Source organism: Azospirillum sp. ST 5-10 (assembly GCF_051225715.1).
Lineage (GTDB): Bacteria > Pseudomonadota > Alphaproteobacteria > Azospirillales > Azospirillaceae > Azospirillum.
This window is the reverse complement of record NZ_JBPJSP010000004.1, coordinates 116,072-132,364: the sequence shown is the minus strand read 5'-3', so window position 1 is coordinate 132,364 and position 16,293 is coordinate 116,072. Positions and strand designations below refer to the sequence as shown.

The 16,293-nt window shown below is 72.6% G+C and carries 17 protein-coding genes; 10 read left to right on the top strand and 7 right to left on the bottom strand.

The window, feature by feature from the left end:
• Positions 1-25: 25 nt before the first annotated feature.
• From ACSBPG_RS06615 to ACSBPG_RS06605, 3 genes are read right to left on the bottom strand one after another with little or no spacing between them, the layout of a single operon-like run.
• Positions 26-559 carry a flagellar basal-body protein gene (locus tag ACSBPG_RS06615; RefSeq protein WP_435536339.1) on the bottom strand — a complete coding sequence of 178 codons (534 nt, stop codon included), beginning with the start codon at positions 557-559 and terminating at the stop codon, positions 26-28.
• On the bottom strand, positions 546-914 hold the full coding sequence (locus ACSBPG_RS06610) for a rod-binding protein (RefSeq protein WP_435536338.1): 369 nt from the start codon (positions 912-914) through the stop codon (positions 546-548). The genes ACSBPG_RS06615 and ACSBPG_RS06610 overlap by 14 nt, the downstream gene beginning before the upstream one ends.
• Positions 914-2,056 carry a flagellar basal body P-ring protein FlgI gene (locus ACSBPG_RS06605; protein WP_435536337.1) on the bottom strand — a complete coding sequence of 381 codons (1,143 nt, stop codon included), beginning with the start codon at positions 2,054-2,056 and terminating at the stop codon, positions 914-916. The genes ACSBPG_RS06610 and ACSBPG_RS06605 overlap by 1 nt, the downstream gene beginning before the upstream one ends.
• Before the next feature lie 237 nt (positions 2,057-2,293).
• Here ACSBPG_RS06605 and ACSBPG_RS06600 point away from each other — a divergent pair, with 237 nt between their 5' ends.
• Entirely contained in the window at positions 2,294-2,716 is a 423-nt protein-coding gene (locus ACSBPG_RS06600; RefSeq protein WP_435536336.1) for a flagellar assembly protein FliX, read from the top strand.
• A 162-nt stretch (positions 2,717-2,878) separates the two neighbouring features.
• Positions 2,879-3,298, top strand: a complete 420-nt coding sequence (gene dksA, locus ACSBPG_RS06595) for an RNA polymerase-binding protein DksA (protein WP_435536335.1) — start codon at positions 2,879-2,881, stop codon at positions 3,296-3,298.
• A gap of 406 nt (positions 3,299-3,704) precedes the next feature.
• On the opposite strand, the gene flgH is transcribed toward dksA, so the two are convergent.
• Genes flgH through flgF form a run of 4 tightly spaced genes read right to left on the bottom strand, consistent with a single transcriptional unit; the run spans position 3,705 to position 6,812 of the window.
• The gene (gene flgH / locus ACSBPG_RS06590) at positions 3,705-4,475 is read right to left on the bottom strand and encodes a flagellar basal body L-ring protein FlgH (protein WP_435536334.1); all 771 of its coding nucleotides are present in this window, start codon (positions 4,473-4,475) and stop codon (positions 3,705-3,707) included.
• 13 nt (positions 4,476-4,488) lie between these two features.
• Positions 4,489-5,250, bottom strand: a complete 762-nt coding sequence (flgA, locus tag ACSBPG_RS06585) for a flagellar basal body P-ring formation chaperone FlgA (RefSeq protein WP_435536333.1) — start codon at positions 5,248-5,250, stop codon at positions 4,489-4,491.
• Between the two features lie 28 nt (positions 5,251-5,278).
• On the bottom strand, positions 5,279-6,064 hold the full coding sequence (flgG, locus tag ACSBPG_RS06580) for a flagellar basal-body rod protein FlgG (RefSeq protein ID WP_435536332.1): 786 nt from the start codon (positions 6,062-6,064) through the stop codon (positions 5,279-5,281).
• A gap of 25 nt (positions 6,065-6,089) precedes the next feature.
• Complete coding sequence (gene flgF / locus ACSBPG_RS06575) at positions 6,090-6,812, bottom strand: flagellar basal-body rod protein FlgF (protein ID WP_435536331.1); 723 nt, start codon at positions 6,810-6,812, stop codon at positions 6,090-6,092.
• 462 nt (positions 6,813-7,274) lie between these two features.
• On the opposite strand from flgF, the gene ACSBPG_RS06570 reads away from it, so the two are divergent.
• The 8 genes from ACSBPG_RS06570 to ACSBPG_RS06535 all read left to right on the top strand — a co-directional run bounded on the left by ACSBPG_RS06570 (position 7,275) and on the right by ACSBPG_RS06535 (position 16,245).
• A complete protein-coding gene (locus tag ACSBPG_RS06570) occupies positions 7,275-7,808 on the top strand; it encodes a flagellar basal body-associated FliL family protein (RefSeq protein WP_435536330.1) in 534 nt (177 codons plus the stop codon).
• 19 nt (positions 7,809-7,827) lie between these two features.
• On the top strand, positions 7,828-8,901 hold the full coding sequence (gene fliM, locus ACSBPG_RS06565; RefSeq protein WP_435536329.1) for a flagellar motor switch protein FliM: 1,074 nt from the start codon (positions 7,828-7,830) through the stop codon (positions 8,899-8,901).
• Complete coding sequence (locus ACSBPG_RS06560) at positions 8,898-9,518, top strand: DUF6468 domain-containing protein (RefSeq protein WP_435536328.1); 621 nt, start codon at positions 8,898-8,900, stop codon at positions 9,516-9,518. The genes fliM and ACSBPG_RS06560 overlap by 4 nt, the downstream gene beginning before the upstream one ends.
• Positions 9,519-9,526: 8 nt before the next feature.
• A complete protein-coding gene (locus tag ACSBPG_RS06555) occupies positions 9,527-10,384 on the top strand; it encodes a MotE family protein (protein ID WP_435536327.1) in 858 nt (285 codons plus the stop codon).
• Positions 10,385-10,623: 239 nt separating this feature from the next.
• Positions 10,624-11,289, top strand: coding sequence for a protein phosphatase CheZ (locus tag ACSBPG_RS06550; RefSeq protein ID WP_435536326.1), 666 nt, complete (start codon positions 10,624-10,626; stop codon positions 11,287-11,289).
• Between the two features lie 5 nt (positions 11,290-11,294).
• A complete protein-coding gene (locus ACSBPG_RS06545) occupies positions 11,295-11,936 on the top strand; it encodes a hypothetical protein (RefSeq protein WP_435536325.1) in 642 nt (213 codons plus the stop codon).
• The gene (locus ACSBPG_RS06540; protein WP_435536324.1) at positions 11,933-12,640 is read left to right on the top strand and encodes an OmpA/MotB family protein; all 708 of its coding nucleotides are present in this window, start codon (positions 11,933-11,935) and stop codon (positions 12,638-12,640) included. Before ACSBPG_RS06545 ends, ACSBPG_RS06540 begins: the two co-directional genes overlap by 4 nt.
• 2 nt (positions 12,641-12,642) lie before the next feature.
• The gene (locus ACSBPG_RS06535) at positions 12,643-16,245 is read left to right on the top strand and encodes a tetratricopeptide repeat protein (protein ID WP_435536323.1); all 3,603 of its coding nucleotides are present in this window, start codon (positions 12,643-12,645) and stop codon (positions 16,243-16,245) included.
• Positions 16,246-16,293: the final 48 nt, after the last annotated feature.

Here is a 16,293-nt window from a genome sequence, read left to right as displayed (position 1 = left end):
GGGCATGGCGGAGGGATGTGCCCGGCTACAGCCGGGTGTTGAGCGTCGCGGCGGTGGCCGGGCCGTGCGCCGGCGGGCCGTAGCCGCGGGCGACGGGGCCGTAGCCCTTGACCGGGCCGGCCGGCCCGTAGGCGACGCCCGGCTGCGCCTGGCGGCTGCGGTTGACGGCGCCGACCACGGTGTCGACCAGGATCTGCTGGGCCGTGTTGGTGACGCGCAGCGCCTTGGCGTTGGCGGCGGCGCTGGCGGCCAGCGCCCCGTTGGCGTCGCGCAGGCGGCGCTTCAGCTCCGGCGGCAGGCTGCGCAGGCCCTCGGGATCGATGCGCATGAGGCGCGACACCTCCTCGTAGACCAGCACCATCGGCTGCTTGTCCTTGGCCAGGGCGGCCACGGCGGCGGCGCTGAGGCGGCCCTGGACGGCCGCCGTCTCGCGCTCGAGGTGGGCGGTCAGGCGCTCCATCAGCCCGGCCAGCGCGGCGGCGCGCTCCTCCGGGGTGGTGGGCAGCGCGGCCCCCTTGGTCGTCTTGGCCTGGGGGAAGCGGACGTCAACCTTGTCCATGGGACATCTCCTGTGCGCGCAGAAGCTCGCGATACACCTGGTCGGCGAGGCCGAAGCCGCCGCGGGCCATCATCTGTTTGCCGTATTCCTGGACCAGCAGGCCGCGGAACATCTCCTCGCCCTTGCCGCCGCCGAACTCCTCGTTCACCGGCACGCTCTCGAACAGCGGCGACAGCATCTGGCCGATGAACATCGCCTCGAACTCGCCGGCCTTGCGGCGCAGCTTCTCGCGCGTGGCGGGGTCGACGCGGCTCTCGTCGGCGTCGCCCGGCGGCCGGTCGCCCTGGCGCAGGCGGTCGACCAGCGGCGACGGGCGGGGGGCCGGCAGCGGCGGGGTGGGCAGGGCGGCGTCCATCAGATCACCTCGATCTCGGCTTGCAGCGCCCCGGCGGCCTTGATCGACTGGAGGATGGCGATCATGTCGCGGGGGCCGACCCCCAGCGCATTCAAACTCTGTACCAACTCCTGCAGGGTGACGCCGGACTGCATGACGGCGAGGCGGCGGTCGGACTGTTCGTCGACCTGGATGTCGGTGCGCGGCACGATGGCGGTCTCGCCCTCGCTGAAGGGGCCGGGCTGGCTCACCTGCGGCGTCTCGGTGACGCGGATCGTCAGGTTGCCCTGGGCGATGGCGACCGTGGAGATGCGCACGTTCTCGCCCATCACGATGACCCCCGACTTCTCGTCGACGACGACGCGGGCCACCTGGTCGGGGACGACCTCGAGCTGCTCGATCTCGGTGACCAGGCCGACCACGTCGCCGCGCCGCGTCTCCGGCACCCGCAGCAGCACCGAGGAGGGGTCGGTCGCCTGGGCCAGGTTGCCGCGGAGCTGGGTGTTGATGGCGTTCGCCACCCGCTGGGCGGTGGTGAAGTCGGGATTGCGCAGGGACAGGCGCAGCACCGGCAGCTCGGCCAGCGAGAATTCGATCTCCCGCTCCACCAGGGCGCCCGAGGCGATGCGGCCGGAGGTCGGCACGCCGCGCGTCACGCTGGCGCCCTGGCCCTGGGCGGAGAAGCCGGAGACGGCGATCGGCCCCTGGGCGACGGCGTAGACCTCGCCGTCGGCGCCCAGCAGCGGCGTCACCAGCAGGGTGCCGCCGAGCAGGCTCTTGGAATCGCCCATGGCGCTCACCGTCACGTCGATGCGCGTGCCCTGGGCGGCGTAGGGCGGCAGGGTCGAGGTCACCATCACCGCCGCCACGTTCTTGGTGCGCAGGTTGGCGCCGCGGACGTTGACGCCCATCCGCTCCAGCATGCCGGTCAGGCTCTGCTCGGTGAAGGGCGAGTTGTTGAGGCTGTCGCCGGTGCCGTTCAGGCCGACCACCAGGCCGTAGCCGATCAGCATGTTGTCGCGCACGCCCTCGACGTCGACGACGTCCTTGATGCGGGCCGACGCCGCGCCGGCCGGCAGCGGCAGCACCAGCGCCAGCGCCACGCCCAGCGCGCACAGGGCGCGGCGGGCGGAGCGCAGCGGGCGGAGGGTCGGTTCGGTCATCATGGCGGTCCTGCTCGAACGAAGCGTTGCCAGCCCCTTGCGATTCCCGTGCCACTCGCTCCGATGCGGCCGCGGGCTGCAACAAAAGCCGAGTTTACCTCGAATGATCGGCGATCGTGTCCGGGAAAACACGCGTCCGCACCGGCAAAATTTGCCCGATTGCGGCAAGCCTTGACCGGATGTTAAGGTTTATCCACCATTTATATCCGCGTTTCAGCGAATTCGGTTGCGCAGATCATGAAAGTCGAAGGCTCCGGCAATCTTCGCGGCAGCTCCACGGTGCGGCGCACCGGCCGGTCCGAAGGGACGGGCGGCGGCTCCTTCGCCAAGCAGCTGACCAACGAGGCCGAGACGACCCCCGCCCAGGGCGTGGCGCCCACCGCCGCCGCCCACGGGGTGAGCGGCGTGCTCGCCCTGCAGGAGGTGGACGACGCGACGGCCCGCGCCTCGCGCGGCAAGATGCGCGCCCAGGAGATGCTGGACAAGATGGAGGAGATCCGCCACGGCATCCTGTCCGGCGCGCTGCCGCGCGACAAGGTGATGGAACTGTCGCGCATCGTCCAGAGCCGCCGGGTCCACGTCGACGACCCGCGCCTGGCGGAGATTCTCGACGAGATCGACCTGCGCGCGCAGGTTGAGCTGGCCAAGCTCCAGTCCTGACCGCCGGGCCGCCGCGCGCGGTCACGGAAAGGTCACGTTTTCCGCCATCCCCGGGGCATTGTTCCTGCACCGCACCATCGTTCGGCAGGGTTGCGGCAGGATCGTCGCGTCCATATACTCCGCGCCGCTTTGATTACCCTAAACGAGTTTGGAAGTCCTCGGATGTCCTCGCCGCTCGTGTCACCGGACTACAAGCCGTCGGAAGACGAACCGTTCATGAATCCGACCATGCGGGAGTACTTCCGCCAGAAGCTGCTGCGGTGGCGGGCGGAGTTGCTGGCGGAGTCGACGGAAACCCTCGCCAGTCTGCAGGAGGGCGGGATACTGGAACCGGACATCGCCGACCGCGCCTCGGCGGAGACCGACCGGGCGCTGGAGCTGCGCACCCGCGACCGCGAGCGCAAGCTGATCGCCAAGATCGACGCGGCGCTCCAGCGGATCGCCGACAGCAGCTACGGCTATTGCGAAGAGACGGGGGAGCCGATCGGCGTCCGTCGCCTCGACGCCCGTCCCATCGCCACGCTCAGCCTCGAGGCGCAGGAGCGCCACGAGCGCATGGAGCGCACCCAGCGCGACGACTGACGGCCGAATCGGCGGGGGCGCGACGCGCCCCTCCGGGCGAGGGGGGCGCCGCTCACGGCCGTGCGCGACGGTCCGGCGCCGCGGGTGCCCGGCGTCCCGTCGCGGACCCGCGCCCGCCGTCGACCCGCCGCATGCCGCGGCCGGCGCGCCGTCCCCCGGCGCGGCGCGTGGGGGCGCCGATCCGGCTTTCCGGCATGCGGAATGGTTTTCGGTCTCTGGTCGCCGGCCGGCGGCGGACCGGGTAAGGTCCTCCCTGCCGATTGGGTGCGTCCAATTCGGAACGTTTTTCCCTAGCCTTGGCCCGCCGCTCCGCGGCGGGCCTTTCTTTTTCGGGCCGGGGCCAACGACGATTGCCCGGCAGATCCTGCCGGGCAAGGCCGTTCCGGTGATGGCGGTGGTCGCCGGGTCAGAAGGGCATCAGGACGTCGAGGACCTGCTGGCCGTAGCGGGGCTGCTGCACGTCGGTGATCTGGCCATGGCCGCCGTAGGCGATCCGCGCCTCGGCGATCTTCTCGTAGCTGATGGTGTTCTGGGCGGTGATGTCCTCGGGCCGGATGACGCCGGTGATCACCAGGTCGCGGCGCTCGAAGTTGACTCGCACCTCCTGGCGCCCCTGGATGACCATGTTGCCGTTGGGCAGGGCCTGCGTGACCAGGGCGGCGACCTTCAGCTCGATCTTCTCGTTGCGCTTGATGCCGCCCTTGCCGGTCGAGCCGCTGGTGCTGTTGGCCTCGACCAGGCTCTCGGGGTCCACCTCGTCCGGCAGGATGCCGCGGAGCTGGCTCTCCAGGCCGAAGAAGCTCGGCAGGCCCATGCCTTCGCTGTTGTCGCGCGAGCGGTTGCTCTCGTTGTTGATCTGCGCCTCGTCGTCGATCTCGATCAGCACCGTCAGGATGTCGCCGACCTTGCCCGCCCGCTGGTCCTTGAAGAAGGCCTTCGCGCCGGTGCGCCACAGGGAGTTCGGGTTGCGCTCCGCCGGCAGCGGCGTCGGCATCGGCAGGCTGACCGGCTGGTAGCCGGGCGTCGCCTGCGGGTCCTGGATCTTGGTGAGCTGCGGCGCCTGGCCGACGTCGGAGAGGCGGGACATGGCGCTGCAGGCGGGCAGACCGGCGGCGACGGCGGCGAGCAGGGCGGCGCGGGCGAGCGGACGGGCGAGGCGGCGGCGCGGGGCGGACATCGGAGCTTTCTCCTTACTGGATCAGGGTGGTGCCGGGCTTTGCCACGGCCACGACGTTGGGGCCCGCGACCGTCGCTTCGACGATGCGGTTGGACTGGGTGTTGACGACGCGGATGGTCTCGCCCTTGCCGCCGTCCTGCAGGGCCTTGCCCTGGGCGGTCAGCGTGAGGTTGGCGGAGACCAGGGTGATGGTGACCATCGAGCCCTTGTCGACCAGGCGCGGCGACTGCAGGTCGCGCAGGCGGACTGGCTGGTTGACGGGGACGCCGCGCTTGGGCGTCATGCCGACGACGTCGGCCTCGGTGGCGGCGACGTCGCTGCCGGCGTATTCGGCGCGCACCTCGATCCAGGCGACGTCCTCGGCGCCGATGAGGTCGCCCGGCAGGACGCGCCGCGCCAGCACCGGCACCTCGACGACGCCGAAGGCGCGGCCGGACACCGGCAGGCGGACCTCCGGCCGGGTGCCGGGGATCACCAGCTCCGCCGCGAAGCGGCCGCCGACCGGGCTGTAGTAGAGGTTCTCCACCATCAGGCCGCCGGCCGGCGCCGCCCCGGCGGGGGCGCGCAGCTCGACCGCGCGGGCGTCCAGCTCGACGTGGATGCGCCCGATCGGGATCTGGCTCGTCAGCGCCTCGGTCAGCGCCCCTTCGGCATGGGTGGTGCCGTAGACGATGGCCGGCGCCTCGGCGGCGGCCGTGGCGGCGACCGCCGGAGCGGCCAGCGGCGCCAGGGCGAAGGCGGTGCCGAGGAGAAGGGCGGAGACGGTGCGGATCATGGCGGTTGCTCCCTAGACCGGGCCGGCGTCAGCGCAGCTGGCTCGCCTGCTGCATCATTTCGTCGGTGGTCTTGATGATCTTGGAGTTCATCTCGTAGGCGCGCTGGGCGGAGATCAGGGTGGTGATCTCCTGGACGATGTTGACGTTGGACGTCTCCAGGGCGCCCTGGACGACCTGGCCGAAGCCCGGCGCGCCGGGGTTGCCGGCGACCGCCTCGCCCGAGGCCGGCGTCTGCATGAACAGGTTGTCGCCGACCGCTTCCAGCCCGGCCGCGTTGGGGAAGGCGGCGAGCTGGATCTGCCCGACGTTCTGGCTGTCCACCTGGCCGTCCAGCTTCACCAGCACCTCGCCCGAGGCGTTGATGGCGATGTCCGTCGCCTCGGTGGGGATGGTGATGGCCGGCTGGAGCTGGTAGCCGTCGGCGGTGACGATGATGCCCTCGGGCGAGAGCTTGAAGTTGCCGGCCCGGGTGTACGCGGTGTCGCCGCTGGGCAGCAGCACCTGGAAATAGCCGGAGCCGTTGACCGCGACGTCCAGCTTGTTGTCGGTGACGGTCAGGTTGCCCTGCTCCATCAGGCGGCCGATCGCGGCGACCCGCACGCCGGCGCCGATCTGCACGCCGGTCGGCACGATGGTGCCGGCGTCCGACGAGGTCGAGCCGATGCGGCGGAAGTTCTGGTAGAGCAGGTCCTGGAATTCGGCCCGCTGCTTCTTGAAGCCGGTCGTGGTCGCGTTGGCGATGTTGTTGGAGATCGTCTCGACGTTGATCTGCTGGGCCAGCATTCCGGTGGCGCCGATGGCGAGGCTGCGCATGGCTGGTTCTCCCTCTTCTTCCGGCTCAGACCGCGCGGCCGAGGCGCTGGATGGCGGTGCGCATGCGCTCGTGCTCGGTGGAGATCATCGATTGCGCCTGCTGGTACTGGCGCGAGACGTCGATCATCGAGGTCATCTCGAGGATCGCGTTGACGTTGGAGCCTTCGAGCATGCCCTGGACGACCTTGGTGTCCGGCGGCGCCGGCTGCGGCTCCTGGTCGCTGACGTAGAGCCCGCCGCCGACCTCGGTCATCAGCTGCTCGTCGGCGAAGGTGACGACGTTGAGACGGCCGATCGGCCCGAGCTCGGTGGCCACCGTGCCGTCGCCCGCCACCTTGACGGTCGTCGTGCCGGCCGGCAGCGTCAGCGGCTGGCCGTTGTCGGCCAGCACCGGCAGGCCGCCGGCGTCGACGACCTGGCGGGCGTCGTTGAGCTGGAAGGAGCCGGCGCGGGTGTAGCGCTGGCCGGCGGCGGTATCGACGGTGAAGTAGCCGGGCCCGGTCAGCGCCAGGTCGAGCTCGTTGCCGGTGGCGGTCAGGCCGCCCGGCCGCAGGTCGCGCACCACGGCGCGGTCCTGGACGAAGCTCACCTGCTCGTGCATGGCCGGACGCTCCAGGAACTCCGTGAACAGGACGCGCTGCTGCTTGAAGCCGGTGGTGTTCATGTTGGCGATGTTGTTCGCCACCACGTCCATCTGGCGGCGCAGCGCGGTCTGGCGCGACAGGGCGACGTAGATCGAGTTTTCCATCGGCGGCCTCTTGCGACGTCTCTGCCGGGGCGGCCTTCCGCGACCGGCGCCAAAGGCATTGCAGGAGGCGTGCCAACCGAGGCGCCGTGCCGGTTTCCGGGCCCCGCCCGCCGCTCGGCGGGGCGACGGCGGCGCGATGCCGGCGGCCGGCGGGAGCGACCCGGCAATTCCTGCCCCCGTCCGGGCGGAAGCTGCCGGTCCGGGGCGGCACGAACACCCCCGTCCCGCGCCCGGTCGGGCGCAGGGGGGCGGGGCGCCGGCGCGCCACGGGGGATCGGCCGCGCCCGGAGCGGACTCCGGGCGTTCGGGCGACTCGGGTTGAATCAAGAAGCGTGCCGCGGCCACGCGGTGCGGTGCGTCGTCGGCGGAAATGCGCAACTGAAAGGACTTATTAACTAACGCGAAGATAGTTTGGGGCTTGCCGGTTTGGCCTGATTGTCTCGATGGCGCACGACGGATCCCATGAGCGCGGATGTAGAGGACGGCGGCCTTTCCGAAGGCCTGCCGCGCAAGAAATTCAGCGGCAAGAAGCTTGTCCTGTTCGTCATCCTGCCGCTGGTGCTGCTGGTGGGCGCGGGCGCGGGGATCTATTTCTCCGGCGTGCTCGACATGCTGACCGGGGCGGGCGACGCGGAGCATGCGGAGGCCGGCGGCGAGCCCGGCGCGGAGGCGGGGGCCGACCCGCACGCCGCGCCGATCTTCTACGACCTGCCGGACATGCTGGTGAACCTCAACTCCAGCGGCCGGCGGCCCGCCTTCCTGAAGATCAAGATCTCCATCCAGGTCGCCAAGCCCGAGGACATCCCCGCCATCGAGCACGTGCTGCCGCGCATCGTCGACAACTTCCAGGTCTATCTGCGCGAGCTGCGGCTGGAGGACCTGAAGGGGTCGGCCGGCATGTACCGGCTGCGCCAGGAACTGCTGATGCGCATCAGCGCGTCGGCCCATCCGGTCAAGGTGAAGGACGTGCTGTTCCGCGAGATGCTGGTGCAGTGACGGGCGACGGAGGGCGCGCATGAGCAACGCGGAAGAGCTGAGCGAAGAGGAACGGCTGGCGGCGGAGTGGGCGGCACTCGCCGAAGACAGCGGCGACATGGGCGAGGTGGCGCCGGGCGGCTCGACGCGGGTTCTCAACCAGGACGAAATCGACAGCCTGCTCGGCTTCGACCAGGGTGGCGCCGGCGACGGCGACAACTCGGGCATCATGGCCCTGGTCAACTCGGCGCTCGTCAACTACGAACGCCTGCCCATGCTGGAGGTGGTCTTCGACCGCCTCGTGCGCATGATGTCGACGAGCCTGCGCAACTTCACCTCCGACAACGTCGAGGTGAGCCTCGACCAGATCTCCTCGGTGCGCTTCGGCGACTATCTCAACTCGATCCCGCTGCCGGCCATGCTGTCGGTCTTCAAGGCCGAGGAGTGGGACAACTACGGCCTGATGGTCGTCGATTCGGCCCTGATCTACTCCATCGTCGACGTGCTGCTGGGCGGCCGGCGCGGCACCGCGGCCATGCGCATCGAGGGCCGCCCCTACACCACCATCGAGCGCAACCTGGTGGAGCGCATGGTGCACGTGGTGCTGTCGGACCTGTCGGCCGCCTTCGACCCGCTGTCGCCGGTCACCTTCCGCTTCGACCGGCTGGAGACGAACCCGCGCTTCGCCACCATCGCCCGCCCCGCCAACGCCGCCGTGCTGGTCAAGCTGCGCATCGACATGGAGGACCGCGGCGGCCGGCTGGAGCTGATGATCCCCTACGCGACGCTGGAGCCGGTGCGCGAGCTGCTGCTGCAGATGTTCATGGGCGAGAAGTTCGGCCGCGACAGCATCTGGGAAACCCACCTGGCCTCCGAGCTGCTGGTCACCGACGTCGACATCTCCGCCGTCCTCGACGAGGTGACGATGACCTTGCACGACGTGCTGAACTGGCGCGTCGGCACCCGCATCCTGCTGAACGCCACCCCCGACGGCGCCATCGAGCTGCGCTGCGGCGACGTGTCGATGTTCCAGGGGCGCATGGGCCGCAAGGGCGGGCACATCGCCGTGCGGATCGAGAAGGAACTGCCCAAGCAGGAGGTCATGCGCCTATGAGCCCCACCGTTTCCCTGGTGCTCGATCTCGTGCTGGTGGGCCTCCTCGTGGCGACCATCGCCTACGCGATCATCCTCAACAAGCAGATCGTCCGCCTGCGCGACAGCCGCAGCGAGATGGCCGGCCTGATCGCCGGCCTGAACGAGGCGATGGAGAAGGCCGAGCTCGGGGTGCGCGGCATGAAGCGCACCGCCGCCGACACCGGCGAGGGGCTGCAGCGCACGATCGACAAGGGGGCCGCGCTGCGCGACGAGCTGCAGTTCATGATCGAGGCGGCCGACGCGCTCGCCAACCGGCTGGGCGGCATCTCCAACACCGAACGGCCGGCGCGCTCGCAGCCGCCCGCCGTCGCCCCGGCACCCGCCCGCCCCGCCGTCGCCCCGGCGCCGGCCCGGCCGTCCACCGGCATTGCCGTCCGCCCGGCCGCCGCCGCCGCCGCCGCCGCGATCTTCCGTCCCCACGACGCCGACGTGGTCGGGGACGAGCCGGCCCCGGCGTTGCCGCCGCGCCGCGCCGCCGCCGAACCGCCGTCCGCCGACGAGGCGCCGCGCGACGGCGAGGAGAACCTGTCGCGGGCCGAACGCGAGCTGCTGCGCGCCCTCGAGAACCGTCGGTGACCGCCGCCATGACCGTGCCCACCGCCCCGCCGCCCGCCCGCCCCGCCGTCCGGCCGCCGCCCAAGGGCGCCGGCCCCCGGAAGGCCGGGAGCAAGGCCAAGGGCAAGGCCGCGCCCCGCGCGCCCGCCGCCCCGCGGCCGTCGCTGCGCCGCCGCCTGGGCGAGCGGATGCGGGGCTTCCGGATGCGCCTGCTGCCGCTCACCATCTTCGTCGCCGTGCTGATGCTGGGCGTGCGGATCGGCGATCTCTGGCGGGTCGCCAGCCGCGACGCCCGCCTGCCGGAGTTCCCGGTCACCCTCGCCGAGGCCCCGGCCAAGCCGCCGGCTCCGGCCGGTGCCGCCAGGCGCACCCAGGTCGCGGCCGCCGACGCGACGGCGCCCGAGCCGCCGCCGCCCGCCGCCGCCGGAGCGATCCCGTCCGCCTCGCCGGCGGCGTCGGGCGAGCCGCTCGGGCCGGTGAACGCCCAGGAGGTGCTGCAGGCGCTGGCCGAACGGCGCGCCGAGATGGACCGCCGCACCAAGGAGCTGGAGCAGCGCGAGGCCCTGCTGGCCGCGGCGGAGCACCGCATCGACCAGAAGCTCCAGGAGCTGGAGGCGGTGCGCACCGACATCCAGGGGCTGCTCAAGGTCGGCGACGACCGCCAGAGCGCCCAGCTGGAGAGCCTGGTGAAGATCTACGAGACCATGAAGCCGAAGGACGCCGCGCGCATCTTCGAGGAGCTGGACATGCCGGTGCTGCTGGACGTCGTCCAGCGCATGAAGGAGAGCAAGACGGCGCCGATCCTGGCGGCCATGGATCCGCTGAAGGCCAAGGAGGTCACCTCCGCGCTGGTCGAGCGCCGCGCCCTGCCGGCGATCCCGCAGTAGGTGTGACCGGTCAGGCACAGACCGCTCCGCTTCGGCGCTTTCCGTTTCCCGAGTCGATCGCGGTTAACCGTCAATTAACGGAGCGAATCTAGGTTAAGGCGCGGACGCAAGCCGCAAGTCGCCGGACCGCGTCCGGGGCCCGGCGTGCGTGTCCGGGCAAGGCGCGATCGTCGGGAAGCGATCGGCGTGCGGCCCGTGCCTCCCCGCTGCCCCTTCCCCGCCACTGCCGGACCCGCGCCATGCCGCCCTCCTTCGCCTCGTCCCTCACCGAACAGAAGCAGCTGCACCAGCGGCTCGACGCCGCGCGGCTGGAGGCGGCCCGGCCGCTGTCCCGCGACGAGGTGGCGGAGATCGTGCACGGCATCCTCGGCAGCCTGGGCGGCGACATGTCGACCGACGACCTGCGCCTCTACAAGGAGCTGGAGGGGCTCGCCCGCTACATCCAGAACGCCAAGGCCGAGCTGGCGGCGCTGCGTCCCGACGACATCCGCGACCAGCACATCCCCACGGCGACGGACGAGCTGGACGCCGTGGTCGGCGCCACGGAGAAGGCGACCTTCGCCATCTTCGACGCCTGCGACGCCGTCGGCGCCGTGGCCGCCGCCGTCGCGCCCGACGAGGCGGCGAAGCTGAACAACGCGGTGACGGCGATCTACGAGGCCTGCAACTTCCAGGACATCACCGGCCAGCGCATCTCCAAGGTGGTCCGCACCCTCAAGCACATCGAGGCGAAGGTCGACGCCCTGCTGGTGGCCTTCGGCGAGGAGGCCCGCCACGCGGCCGCGCCGGAGGGCGCCGCCCCGGCCGGTGGCGATCCCGATTCGAGCCTGCTGCACGGCCCGCAGCTGCCCGGCAACGCGATCGATCAGGACGAGATCGACCGTCTGCTGGCGAGCTTCGACTGAACGCCATGGCGTCCCCCGGCAAAGCGGCCCCGTTCGCCGGCCACGCCGGGATTCTGCTGTACCTGTCGCTGTTCCTCCTGCTGCTTGCCTTCTTCATCGTCCTCAATGCCATCTCGGTGGACAGCGTGCGCCGGGCGCGCGCCGTCCTGAAGTCGGTGGAGCAGAGCTTCACCATCGATCCGCGCCTGCTGTTCGGCCGCGATCCCGTCGCCTCGCGCGCCGGCACGGTGCTGGCGGTGCAGCGCCTGGACACGCTCGGCGACCTGTTCGCCACCACGGTCGCCGTCGACAAGGTCGAGGTGGTGGCGCCGGGCCGCCAGCTCGAGGTGCGGCTGCCGGCCGACGGCCTGTTCGAGCCGGGGACGGCGCGCCTGCGCCTCGACCGGACCGGGCTGCTCGACCGGGTGGCCGCGGCTCTGCGCCAGCCGCTGCCCGGCGAGCGCATCGAGGTCGAGTTCCTGGTCGCCCTGTCGAGCACGGTGGCGAGCCAGCCGCCGAGCCCGATCGACCGGGCCGGTGCGCTGGCCCGCGACCTGGTGGCGCGCGGCGCCCCGGCCGAGGGCGTCAGCATCGGCATCGAGCGGGGCGCGCCGGGCACGGCGCGCTTCGTCTTCTCCGTGCGCGCCGACTACGGGGGCGAGCGATGACCCGGCTGCCGCGCATCGCCGCCGCCCGGCCGCCGCAGACCCGGGCCGGCACGGGAGCGCCGGGGTGGGGCGGGTCGTGGCTGCTGACCTTCACCGACCTCGTCTGCCTGATGCTGACGTTCTTCGTCATGACCTACGCCATGCGCGAGCCCGAGGTCGAGCGCTGGGCCGTGCTGGCGCGGTCGCTGTCGCTCTCCGCCCGCTCCACCGCCGCCGCCCCCAGCGAGCGGGCGCCGACGCCCGCCGCCCCCTTCAACGCCGCCACCCTGGAGACGCACGCCGCGGTCAACCTGGACTATCTCGGCGTGATCCTGCGCACCCAGGTGGCGGGGGCGCCGGAGCTGTCCGGCATCGTCGTCCGGCGCCAGGACGACCGGCTGGTGATCGGCATCCCGGGCGACCTGCTGTTCGACGCCGACGGCACCGCCTTCAGTGACGCCGGGCGCCGTGCCCTGTTCCTGTTGGGAGCGGTGGTCGGCCGCATCGGCAACCGCATCGAGGTGGTCGGCCGCGCCGAGGACGAGGACGCGCCGGCCGGCCGCGCCTGGGACCAGGCGCTCGGCCGGGCGGCGGCGGTGGCGATGGCGCTGCGCGAAACCGGCTATCGCCGCGATCTGGCGGCCCGCGCCACCATGCACGGCGCCGACGGAGCGGGCGGCGGGCCGCGCGTCGACGTCGTCGTGCGCGACCAGTGGGAGGGATAGGGATGACCGGGACGGCACGCTGGAGGCGTCGGCTCGGCGGCCTGCTGGCCGCCACCGCCCTGCTGACCGTCGTCCCCGTTGCCGGGGCGGCGGCGGTGACGGTGCCGTTGCGCGCCGCCACCCACCCCAGCTTCGGGCGCATGGTGTTCGACTGGCCGCAGGCCGTCGACTACAGCACCCGCATCGACGGCGACCGCCTGATCGTCACCTTCGGCCAGCCCATCGAGACCGCGCCGGCCGAGGCGGCGCGGCGCCTGCCGGCCTATGTGGCGCAGGCGCGGATGGGGGCCGACGGGCGCAGCGTCGAGTTCACGCTGAAGCGGCCGGTCACCCTGAGCGCCTTCCGCGACGGCCACCACGTCGCCATCGACCTGCGGCCGGCGGCGGCGCCCGCGGCGGCCTCCGAACCAGCCGCGGCGGCCGCCCCGGACACCGCTCCGGACATTGCCACGGGGGCCGCGTCGGCGGGTGCGCAGCCGCCGGCCGACACCGCGTCGGGCGCGACGCGGCCGTCCGCCGGAACCATCAAGGTGCGTGCCGCCGACCACCCGGACCACACCCGTCTGGTGTTCGACTGGCCGTCGCCGGTGGACTACTCGGTGCAGCGCGACGGCAAGGCGGTGACCGTGCTGTTCGACCGCCCGGCCGGTGCCGACCTGTCCCAGGTCGACCGGTCCCGCCTGCGCAACGTCGGCAATCCCGAACAGTTCACGGCGAGCGGCGGCGGGCTGGCGGTCACCTTCGTCGCCCCGGTGGACGGCGACGTCCGCGATTTCCGCAACGGCAACGCCGTCGTCGTCGACGTCTACAACGCCGGGACCCGCACTCTGCCTGCGCCGGCGGCACCGGCCGCGCCGGACGAGGCACCCGCGCCGGTCGCCGCCGCCGCGCCGCCGCCGCCCGCCGCCGCGTCGCCGCCGCCGGCCCCCGGGCAGTCCACGCCACCGGCGCCCCCGGCCGGACGCCCGCCGCCGACGGCCCGCCTGCCGGTGCCGCCCGCCGCCTCGCCGACGGCCCCGCCGCCGCCGCCCGGCGCGACCACGACGACGGTGCGCCCCGAGCCGTCGGGCGGCTCCGCTCCGGTCCCGCCGGCGCCGCCCGCTCCCGCCTCGCCGATGGCCCTCGAATCGGCCCGGCTCGCCGAAACGCCGTCCGGCGCCGCGGCGGCGGAACGGCCGGCGGCGGTCGCCGGGCCGACCCTGGTGTTCGACGCCCAGGGGCCGGCGGCGGTGGCGGTCTACCCGCGGGCCGGCCATCTCTACGTCGTCTTCGACAAGGCCCTGCCGATCGGTGCGGGATCGGTGGTCGGGCCGAACGCCGACCAGGTCGGGTCGATCGAACCGGTGCCCGCCACCGGCGGAACCGTCTTCCGCACCCGCATCGGGCCGTTCGTCTGGCCGCGCGTCGAGCGCCAGGGCACGGTGTGGCGGATCACGCCGATGACGCGGCTGACGGCGGCGCCGCCGCAGAGCCTGCGCATCGAGGCCGAGCCGGACTTCCTGCTCGGCGCCCGCATGGTGGTGCGGGCGGGCGATGCCGCGTCGGTGGTGCAGCTCACCGACCCCGACGTCGGCGACCGCCTGCAGGTGGTGCCCCTGCCGACCCCGGGCCAGGCGGTCACCGAGCCCTACCGCATGGTCGATCTGGAGGTGCTGCCGTCCTTCCAGGGCGTCGTGGTGCGGCCGATCGCCGACGCCGTGACCGTGCGTCCGGTCAAGGAGGGGGTGGAGCTGACCGCGGCCGGCGGCCTGCATCTGTCGCCGATGGCCGACCTCGACCGTCCGGGCGAGGTGGCGGACGGCGACGGCACGGCCCCCGGAGCGCCGGCCACCGCCCAGGGCGGGGCGTCGGCGGGCCCCGGCGACCCGATGGCGGAGGCGCCGGCCCAGGGCGGCCGGCTGTTCGCCCTGGACGATTGGCGGCACGGCGGCTTCGAGCACTTCACCGAGGCCCGGCAGGAGCTGCAGATGAACGTCGCCGAGGCGCCGGACGGCGAACGCGCCCGCGCCCAGCTCGACCTCGCGCGCTTCTACTTCGCCAACGGCTTCGGACCGGAGGCGCTGGGCCTGCTGGAGGTCCTGCAGTCGGGCCAGCCCGACCTGGAGGGGTGGCCGGCGTTCAAGGCGCTGCGTGGTGCCGCCCGCTTCCTCGCCGGCGACCGGGCCGGCGCCGCCGCCGATCTGGCCGATCCGGGCCTCGCCGGCAATCCCGAAGCGGCCCTCTGGCGCGCCGCGGTGGCGGCCGAGGACGGCGATTGGGGGACGGCGGCGCAGGGCTTCAAGACCGCCGGAGCGCTGCTGCGCACCTATCCGGAGCCGCTGCTGTCGCGGATGTCCCTGCTGGCCGCCGAAGCCGCCCTCAGGAACCAGGACGTGGCCGAGGCCAAGCGCCTGCTCGACCGGGTCGAGCAGCGCGTGGGCACCGAGGCCAACGAACGCGCCGACATCCAGTACCTGCGCGGCGAGCTGTACCGGCAGACCGGCGACACCGACCGCGCCCTGGAGGAATGGACGGCCGCCTACAACGGGCTCGACCGCTACTACCGCGCCAAGGCGGGCCTCGACCTGATCAACCTCGAAGTGCTCGAGGGCCGCATGTCGCCGGCCTCGGCGGTGGAGAAGCTGGCCGGCCTGACCTACACGTGGCGCGGCGACGATCTGGAGTTCGCCATCCGCCAGCGCCTGGGCGAGATGCAGATGGCCGCCGGCCAGTACGCCGAGGGCTTCGAGACGATGAAGGAGACGGCGGCCCTGGTCGCCGACACGCCGCGCGCCGAGCGGATCGGCGCCGAGATGCAGCGCCAGTTCGCCGAGCTCTACAAGGACGGGGCGTCCCATCTGCCGACGCTGGAGGCGCTGCAGCTCTACGACCAGTTCCGCGAGCTGACGCCGGTCGGCGCCGAGGGCGACCGGATCATCCGCCAGCTCGCCGAGCGGCTGATCGACATCGACCTGCTGGGGCGCGCCGCCGACCTGCTGCAGCACCAGGTGGAGTACCGGCTGTCCGGCGAGCAGAAGGCCGACGTCGGCACCCGCCTGGCTTCGGTGCGCCTGCTGGACGGCAAGCCGGAGCTGGCGCTCAAGGCGCTGGAGATGAGCAACGTTCCCGGCATGCCGGCCGAGCTGCAGGCCCAGCGCCGCAGCATGCAGGCCAAGGCGCTGGCCGAGATGGGGCGGGCCGGCGAGGCGCTGCAACTGCTCGCCGAGGACGACAGCGAGGAAGCCAACCTGCTGCGCGTCGACATCGCCTGGCGGGCGCAGAACTGGAACCAGGCGGCGGTGGCGCTGGGCAAGGTGATCGGCCCGGCGCCGGGCGAGGACAAGCCCCTCGATGGCGATCGCTCGCAACTCGTGCTGAACCGGGCGGTGGCGCTGGCGCTGGCCGGCGACGCGATCGGCCTCAGCCTGCTGCGCAAGGAGTTCGGCCCGGCGATGGAGAAGAGCACCGACGCCGACGCGTTCCGCGTGCTGACGCGGCCCGACCAGGCGGCCGGCCTGATCGACGTGAACACCATCCGCTCGCGCGTCGCCGAAGTGGACGTGTTCCAGAAATTCCTGAAGGGCTACAAAGGCCGCCAGTCGGCCCAGGCGACTCCGATGAACTGATCCCCGCTCCGGGCATGATCATCGGGTCGGCGGCGGCCCGCGGCCGGC